General features: G+C 64.2%; 8 protein-coding genes. 1 reads left to right on the forward strand and 7 read right to left on the reverse strand.

What is annotated here, in order from left to right:
* Positions 1–6: 6 nt before the first annotated feature.
* The 7 genes from hpaH to FNA67_RS07490 all read right to left on the reverse strand — a co-directional run bounded on the left by hpaH (position 7) and on the right by FNA67_RS07490 (position 7,584).
* Positions 7–807 carry a 2-oxo-hept-4-ene-1,7-dioate hydratase gene (gene hpaH / locus FNA67_RS07460; RefSeq protein WP_147658159.1) on the reverse strand — a complete coding sequence of 267 codons (801 nt, stop codon included), beginning with the start codon at positions 805–807 and terminating at the stop codon, positions 7–9.
* Complete coding sequence (locus tag FNA67_RS07465) at positions 807–1,679, reverse strand: fumarylacetoacetate hydrolase family protein (protein ID WP_147655575.1); 873 nt, start codon at positions 1,677–1,679, stop codon at positions 807–809. Before FNA67_RS07465 ends, hpaH begins: the two co-directional genes overlap by 1 nt.
* Positions 1,680–1,689: 10 nt before the next feature.
* Positions 1,690–3,147 (reverse strand): NADP-dependent succinate-semialdehyde dehydrogenase, encoded by a 1,458-nt coding sequence (gene gabD, locus FNA67_RS07470; protein WP_147655576.1) that lies wholly within the window; start codon positions 3,145–3,147, stop codon positions 1,690–1,692.
* Positions 3,144–4,574: a pyridoxal phosphate-dependent decarboxylase family protein gene (locus FNA67_RS07475; RefSeq protein ID WP_049704597.1), complete on the reverse strand. Its 1,431-nt coding sequence runs from the start codon at positions 4,572–4,574 to the stop codon at positions 3,144–3,146. Before FNA67_RS07475 ends, gabD begins: the two co-directional genes overlap by 4 nt.
* Before the next feature lie 20 nt (positions 4,575–4,594).
* Positions 4,595–5,575: a 3,4-dihydroxyphenylacetate 2,3-dioxygenase gene (gene hpaD / locus FNA67_RS07480; RefSeq protein ID WP_147655577.1), complete on the reverse strand. Its 981-nt coding sequence runs from the start codon at positions 5,573–5,575 to the stop codon at positions 4,595–4,597.
* A gap of 90 nt (positions 5,576–5,665) precedes the next feature.
* On the reverse strand, positions 5,666–7,183 hold the full coding sequence (gene hpaE / locus FNA67_RS07485; protein WP_147655578.1) for a 5-carboxymethyl-2-hydroxymuconate semialdehyde dehydrogenase: 1,518 nt from the start codon (positions 7,181–7,183) through the stop codon (positions 5,666–5,668).
* A gap of 14 nt (positions 7,184–7,197) precedes the next feature.
* Complete coding sequence (locus tag FNA67_RS07490; protein ID WP_147655579.1) at positions 7,198–7,584, reverse strand: 5-carboxymethyl-2-hydroxymuconate Delta-isomerase; 387 nt, start codon at positions 7,582–7,584, stop codon at positions 7,198–7,200.
* Between the two features lie 203 nt (positions 7,585–7,787).
* Between FNA67_RS07490 and hpaR the strand changes: the two genes are divergently transcribed.
* Positions 7,788–8,183: a homoprotocatechuate degradation operon regulator HpaR gene (gene hpaR / locus FNA67_RS07495; protein WP_147658160.1), complete on the forward strand. Its 396-nt coding sequence runs from the start codon at positions 7,788–7,790 to the stop codon at positions 8,181–8,183.
* Positions 8,184–8,374 lie beyond the last annotated feature (191 nt).

Raw genomic sequence — 8,374 nt, forward strand, 5'->3', positions numbered from 1 at the left:
AAATCCTTAGGCGAAATAGGCGCTGACGGTGCCGTAGGGTCCGAAATCGGCGACGATGGTATCGCCATGCCGGGCCTCGACGGGACGGATGAAGGAGCCCGAGAGCACCACGTCGCCCGCCGAAATGGAAGACCCGTACTGCGCCAGGCGATTGGCCAGCCAGGCGATGCCCGCTGCCGGGTGGTTGAGCACGCCGGCGCCAAGCCCGGTCTCCTCGATCTCGCCATTGCGCAGCAGGATCGCGCCGATCCAGCGCATGTCGGCATCGAGCGGACGCACCGGCCGGCCGCCGGTGATGATGCCGGCATTGGCGGCATTGTCGGCGATCGTGTCGAAGAAGGTGCGAACCTTCTTGGTCTCCGGGTCCGCGCGCTGGATACGCGTATCGAGGATCTCGATGGCCGGCGTGATGAAGTCGGTGGCGTTCAGCACGTCATAGATCGTGACGTCCGGCCCCTTGAGGTCCGCCTTCATGACGAAGGCGATCTCGGCCTCGACGCGCGGCTGGATGAAGCGGTCCGCCGGTATGGTGGCGCTGTCGGGGAAGAACATGTCATCGAGCAGGATGCCCGAATCCGGCACGTTGATGTTGAGCGCATACTGCATGGCCTTGGACGTCAGGCCGATCTTCCAGCCCTTGGCCTTGCGGCCGGCCGCGATCTTGCGGCGGATGAGCGCCGACTGCACCGCGTAGGCGTCGTCCATCGTCGCCTGCGGAAAGTCGAGGCTCAGGATGCGGATCTGGGTCCGGTTACGTTCGGCCTCGAACAGACGCGCGGCGGCGTCCTCGACCTCTTGGGCGGTCATCATTGCGATACTCCTTCGTCGGCCACGCCGTTGCGCAGCGTGCCGATCCCTTCGGCTTCGACTTCGATCACATCGCCCGGCTTGAGCCAGATCGGCGGATCGAACCGCGCCCCGGCCCCGGTCGGGGTGCCGGTGACGATGACATCGCCCGGCACGAGCGTGGTGAAAGTCGAGATGTAGTTGATGAGCTTGCGGAAGCTGAAGATCATGCGGCTGGTGCGATCGTCCTGGCGGATTTCGCCGTTGACGCGCGTCGTAAGCCGGATATCGGCGATCTGGTCTTCCAAAACATAGGGCACGAGCCAGGGGCCGATCGAGCCGGTGCCGTCGAAATTCTTGCCCTGCGTCACGTTGAACTTGGCGTGGCGCACCCAGTCGCGCACCGTGCCTTCATCGCACAGCGTCAGTGCAGCAACGTGGTCGAGCGCGTTGGCTTCCGAAATGTGCCGTCCGCCCTTGCCGATGACCAGGACGACTTCGCCCTCGTAGTCGAGCTGGGGCGAGACCATCGGACGGGTGAGGGGGACGCCGTGTCCCACGAACGAGCGTGGGAAGCGCGGAAACAGCGAAGGATTCGAAGGCGCGGCCTGGCCGTCCTTGTACTCCTCGTTGCGGTCCGGGTAGTTGACGCCCACGCAGATGATCTTTTCCGGCGACGGCACCGGAATGGCGTAGGTGAACTCGCCTTCGGCAAAGTCCGCCGGCCGGTTCGCCGCCTCGTCGACAAGCCGCCGCAGCGCTCCTGCTTCGACGACTTCGCGCAGGCTCGGCCATTCGGGGCGAGTGAGGTCGACGAAGCCCTTGTCCGTGATCGCGCCATACCGGACCTTGCCGGCGGCCTCGACGGTGGCGAGGCGTCCATACTTGCTCATTGTGCTTTCCTTAGGCCCCGATACCGCCGAGGCAGACATATTTGATCTCGGTGAACTCCTCGATGCCGTACTTGGAGCCTTCCCGGCCCAGGCCCGAGGATTTGACGCCGCCGAACGGCGCTTCGGCGGTGGAGATGAGGCCGGTATTGACCCCGACCATGCCGTATTCGAGCGCCTCGGCCACCCGCCAGACGCGCGCGAGGTCGCGCGCATAGAAATAGGAGGCGAGGCCGAACTCGGTATCGTTGGCCTGTGCAATGACGTCGGCCTCGTCCTTGAAGGCGAAGAGCGGAGCCAGGGGACCGAAGGTTTCCTCGCGCGCCACCGCCATCTGCGGCGTCACGCCGGTGAGAATCGTGGTTTCAAAGAAGGTGCCGCCCAGCGCATGCGGCTTGCCGCCCAGCGCCACCTGCGCGCCCTTGTCCACGGCATCGGCGATATGTTCTTCGACCTTGGCTACCGCCTTGTCGTCGATCAGCGGCCCGAGCACCACGCCTTCATCGAGGCCATTGCCGACCTTGAGCTTGCTGACCGCTGCCGAGAGCTTCTGGGCGAAGGCGTCGTAGACCCCTTCCTGCACGTAGATGCGGTTGGCGCACACGCAGGTCTGCCCGTTGTTGCGGAACTTGGCGATCAGGGCGCCTTCGACGGCGGCATCGAGGTCCGCGTCGTCAAAGACGATGAAGGGCGCATTGCCGCCCAGCTCCAGCCCGAGCTTCTTGATAGTCGGCGCGCTCTGCGCAAAGAGCTGCGCGCCGATCTCGGTCGAGCCGGTGAACGTGATCTTGCGCACGATCGGATTGGCAGTCATCTCGGCGCCGATCTCGGAGGCCGAACCGGTAAGGACGCTGAACACCCCCGCAGGAATGCCCGCGCGCTCGGCGAGAACGGCCAGCGCGATGGCCGAAAACGGCGTCTGCGAGGCGGGCTTGAGCACCATGGCGCAGCCGGCGGCCAGCGCGGGCCCGGCCTTGCGCGTGATCATGGCGTTGGGGAAGTTCCAGGGCGTGATCGCGCCGACCACCCCGATTGGCTGCTTGAGCACCATGATGCGTTTGTCGCGCTGGTGCCCGGGGATGATGTCGCCATAGACCCGGCGGGCCTCTTCTGCGAACCATTCGATGAAGCTGGCGCCATAGGCGATCTCGCCCTTGGCCTCGGCCAGGGGTTTGCCCTGCTCGAGCGTCAGGATGAGGCCCAGGTCGTCCTGGTTGGCCATCATCAGCTCGAACCAGCGGCGCAGGATGACGGAGCGCTCCTTGGCGGTCCGCGCCGCCCATTCGACCTGCGCTTCGCGCGCGGCCTCGATGGCCTCGCGGGTCGCGGCCGTCCCCAGCCTGGGGACATTGCCAACCCGTTCACCGGTGGCGGGGTTGGTTACGGCGATGGACTGGCCGGCCGTGGCTTCGATCCACTTGCCGGCGACATAGGCAGCCTGGCGGAGAAGCGTGGGATCCTTGAGCTTCATGCGGTCTTTTTCTCGTTTTCAAGGGAGCGGGCGATTTCGACAATGGTGTCGAACGCGACATCGGCATCGGCCTCGGTCATGTCCGAGTGGCCGGCCTGGAAGCGGATGACGAGCTTGCCGTCGAAATGGCTCTGCGTGAGGTAGATGCGCCCGTCATCGTTGATGGCGTTGACGAGTCGCAGGTTGAGGGCATCAAGGTCGCCGGCGCCCTTCGGTGCGTAGCGGAACGAGAACAGCGACAGCATCGGCTGCGTGACGATCTCGAAATCCGGCTCGGCATTGAGCCGGTGCGCCAGCTTTTCGGCCCACTGCACGTGGTTCCGGATCATCCTGCGCAGGCCTTCGAGCCCCTCCGCCCGCAACACGAACCAGAGCTTGAGCGCCCTGAACCGCCGACCGAGCTGGACGGACCACTCCGAGAAATTGACGACACCGTCATGGCCGTGGGTCTTGAGGTATTCCGGCTTGATGGCCAGCGTGCGCACCAGATCGTCGGGATTGCGCACGAAATGGGCCGAGCAGTCGAACTGCACCGACAGCCACTTGTGCGGGTTGAAGACGATGGAATCGGCCATTTCCACGCCTTCCCAGAAGTGCCGGAACTCCGGGCAGATCATGGCCGAACCGGCCCAGGCCGCGTCCACGTGCACGTAAAGCCCGTGGCGCTGGGCGATCTCGCACACCGCGCGGATGTTGTCGGTCGAGCCGACGCTCGTCGAGCCGACGCAGGCGACGATGCCCGCCGGCAGGTAGCCGGCGGCCTTGTCCGCGACGATGGCGGCCTCGAGCGCGGCCGGGTCCATCGATTGCAGGGGACCGTGCGTGGGAATGCGGACCAGGTTCTCCTGGCCGATGCCCGAGATCCAGATGGCGCGATCGATCGAGGTGTGAACCAGGTTCGAGCTATAGACGCGCAACTGCTTGTTGGCTGCCAGCCCCTGGGAATTGCCATGCCATTCGAGCGCGCGCTCGCGCATGGTGAGCACGGCGGCAAGCGTCGAGGAGGAGGCGGAGTCCTGGATGACGCCACCAAAACCCTCCGGCAGGCCGATGGCCTGTCGCAGCCAGTCGATCATGCGGATTTCGAGTTCCGTCGCAGCCGGCGAGGTCTGCCACAGCATGCATTGCGCACCCATGGCGGCGACCAGGTATTCGGCAATGACCGAGGGCGGCGCGGCGCTGGCCGGGAAATAGGCGAAGAACCGGGGATGCTGCCAATGCGTCATTCCCGGCACGATGAGGGTCTCGAAATCGGCGAAGATCTTTTCCATCGGCTCGGCCTTTTCGGGCGGAACCGAGGGCAGGGCATTGAGCGTCTTGCCGGGAACGAGGGGAGCGCGGACGTGGCGCTCGCGGAGGCCTTCGCGATAGTCGACACCCCACTGGGCGGCCCTGGTGGACCAGGCGCGGAAATCGTCGTTATTCATGAAGGCCTCCGGTTTGGCTATCAGGGCGCGATGATCGGCTGGGCTGCCAGCTCCGGCTCGCGCACCTTGGCGTTGGCGAACGTACTGCCTTCTTCGAACCATGAGCGCGGGGCAGGGGCGCCCCAGAGCGTCTGCCGCTGCGGGTCCTTGAGGTCCCAGCGGATGGGTTCGAGGTCCGGATCGACCGTCTGGTAATCCGAGCAGTAAATCTCGATGCGGTGATTATCCGGATCGCGCACGTAGAGGAAGAAGGCGTTGGAAATTCCGTGCCGGCCGGGGCCGCGCTCGATATTGCCAACCCAGCCGGTCGTGGCCATCAGGTCGAGCAGGTCGATGATGTTGAGCGGGGTGGGCACCCAGAACGCGACATGGTGCAGCCGCGGGCCCTTGCCGTTCGTGAAGGCGATGTCGTGCACGCCGCCCTTGCGATGCGTCCAGGCAGCCCAGAGCTTTCCGGTCTCGTTGTCCTCGGTGTACTCGGTCACCCGGAAGCCGATCTCGTTGTAGAAGGCGACCGATTCATCCACGTTCGGGGAGAAGCAGTTGAAGTGGTCGATGCGCAGCGGCTTGACGCCCTTGTAGAGCGCATACTTCTGGTGGATCGGCGGCAGGCGTTCCATTTTCGAGTAGAACTCGAGCGGGATGCCATGGGGATCGTGGGTACGGAACGTGCGGCTCTGGTAGGGGCGCTCGACCCACTCCACCGGCAGGCCCTTGCCCTTGAAGAAGTGCTCGGCCTTGTCGAGGTCTTCCTCGCTATAGACCTTGAACCCCAGGTCGCGGGCCTCGGCCTGACCGCTCTTGCGCAGCACGATGCAGTGATGCCCGCGTTCCTCGAGGGCGCGCAGATAGATCGTATCCTTGTCCTCGTCGGTCACCTGCAGGCCGAGCGTATCGACATAAAAGGCCCGCGACTTGGCGAGATCGGTGACCGCCAGCTCGACGTGGCTCAGGCGCACGATGTTGAAGGGCGGGTAGAGAACGGGTTTCGGTAAGGTCATTTTTCCTCCTGTCGGCGCTCCTCGCGCCGAGGCGACGTTGCCCATCCCAGGGGCCGTCGCCTTGATCGAAATCAAGGTCGAGCGACGTGATCAGCCGCCGAGCTTCTGAATGTTCGCCGGTGCCGTTGCGAAGGCTATGTTCTTGGTTTCCATATAGAAATCGAACGACCAATCACCGCCGTCGCGGCCGATGCCAGAGTTCTTGACGCCACCGAACGGGGTCGGCAGGTGACGGACGTTTTCCGAGTTGACCCAGATCATGCCGGCCTGCAGGGCGTCAGTGAACCGGAAGGCGCGCGTGACGTCCGCAGTCCAGAGATATCCGGTCAGGCCGTACTGCACGTCATTGGCGATCGAAAGGGCTTCCGCCTCGTCCTTGAACGGGATGGCGCTCAGCACCGGCCCGAAGATTTCTTCCTGGGCGATGCGCATGTCGTTGCGCACCCCGGTGAAAAGCGTGGGCGCCACGTAGCATCCGCCGCCCGGGCCATCGACCTTGCGGCCGCCGGCCGCGAGCGTGGCGCCTTCTCCCACCCCGATATCGACATAGGAGAGCACCTTCTTCTCGTGCACCGGATGCACCAGCGGGCCGACCACCGTCTGCGGGTCGAGGGGGTGCCCCACCTTGATGCGATTGGCACGCTCGGCCACCTTGGCGGTGAAGGCGTCGTAAATGGACTCCTCCACCAGCAGGCGCGAAGAGGAGGTGCAGCGCTCGCCGTTGAGCGAGTAGATCATGAAGACTGCAGCATCGGCCGCACGCTCGAGGTCGGCATCGGCAAAGACGATGACCGGGTTCTTGCCGCCGAGTTCGAAATGCACGCGCTTGAGCGTGTCGGCACCCTGCTTCATGATCATCGAGCCCGTCCGGCTCTCCCCCACGAAGCCGATGGCCTTGATGTCCGGATGCTCGGTCAGCGCCTTACCCGCATCCTCGCCCATGCCGTTGACGAGGTTCCACACGCCCTTGGGGAGCCCCGCCTCTTCGGCAATCTCGATGAGGAGACGTGCCGTCAGCGGCGAGAACTCGGCCGGCTTGTGGACGACCGTGCAGCCGGCGGCGAGCGCCGGGGCGATCTTCCAGGTCGAAAGCATGAACGGGGTATTCCACGGCGTGATCACGCCAACCGGGCCGATCGGCACGCGGGTCGTCATGTTGAGCTGGCCGGCCGCGCGCAGCGCCTTGCCGTCGCGCGCCTCGGGCGCCCGGTCGGCAAAGAAGCGGAAATTCTCCGCCCCGCGCAGCGCTGCCTTGGACATAAACTTGAGCGACTGGCCCGTGTCCATGCACTCGACGAACGCGATTTCCTCTGCGCGCGCCACGATGGCGTCGGCAATCTTGTGCAGGAGCTTCTTGCGGGAGGCGCCATCCATCGCGGCCCAGGCGGGGAAGGCGGCCTTCGCGGCCTTTGCCGCGCGGTCGATATCGGCTGCCTTACCCTGCGCAACCTTGGCCAGCGGCTTGAGGTCGACCGGCGACATGCTCTCGAAAGTCGAGCCGTCCAGAGCCGGCACGTCCTCGCCATTTATGCGGTTGAGCACGCCTTCGCGCTGGAAGCGGGCAAGGTAACCCTCGGCCTTCTTGAGGTTCTCTTCGAAATCGGACATGGCAATTGGTACCGTTACTTGCCGCGCAGCCGCGGGTGGATGGCATTCTTCTTCCAGCTCAAATCCGGGTCGATCTCGCGGATTTCGAGCGAAAGGGCGAAGTGGGGGGTAGTGAAGAGCGGAGCCAGATACGCGCCGACGGCGGAGAAGATCGCCTCGCCCGTTCTCTGTTTCTCCTCGGCCGACCGACCGGCGCCGATGCGGAAGGACATATCGATGAAGCCGTTTTCGGGCAGGCGATCGGCAACGGAATACGCTTCCGCCCGGAAGGCGCGGACCCGAACCGCGCCAACCTCGAATAACCCCGTCTCCAGGATCGTGTCCGAAATCAGCGCGCAGAGCGCGTTCATGTCCACGCGGCTATCGAGGTTCGCCGAGTATTCTATGGAAAAGTGCGGCATGGTCTCCCTCCGACTCTGCGGCCGGCTTGAATGTAGTTAACGTGTTAAATAAATTGACGGCCATGTCAAGCTGTTTGACCGGGGTGTTTGCCATCGGCGGTCAAATCGGAATATAGGCGCTACTGGCAGAGCTTGGCCTGCCATACCAGCCGAAGTGCCCGGAGGCCGCCTTGCTGCCCAGGAATACGCGTCGATCGCTCCCGATGTCGCTGCTGCGCGCCCGCGAAGCGGTCATGTCCAATTTCCGACCCATGCTCGCCCGTCACGACGTGACCGAACAGCAATGGCGCGTCATCCGCGTCCTGGGGGAGAACAGTCCGCTCGATGCGACCGAGGTCGCCGAGCGTGCGTCCATCCTCGCTCCCAGCCTGACGCGCATCATCAAGACGCTCGAGGATCGCGGGTACATCACGCGCGGAAAGTTCGAGGGCGACGGACGTCGCGTCCAGTTGGCGATTGCGCCGGCCGGCCAGGCCATGATCGATGAGCTGGCCCCCGAGCGACGCGCGATCTATCGGGAAATCGAGCGCAAGTACGGTCCAGAGGAACTCGAAAAGCTGCTCGATATGCTTGAGTCCCTCATTAAAACCCAAGAATAGCGCAAGTCATACCTCTTTGGAGGTAGGTCCCTTCGTTCGGAGGGGGTAGCGGAGCCGTGCGGCGCTGTGAGGCCCGGATTTGCTGGCATTTTAACGAATCCCGGCACTGGCATAGCCGCATATGTCTTCGAGTTAGGGTTAATAAAAGAACTACAGGCCAAGAATAGCCGGCTATATAAAACAACAAAACG

Origin of the sequence: Youhaiella tibetensis (genome assembly GCF_008000755.1) — a bacterium.
In the GTDB taxonomy this organism is placed as follows: domain Bacteria; phylum Pseudomonadota; class Alphaproteobacteria; order Rhizobiales; family Devosiaceae; genus Paradevosia; species Paradevosia tibetensis.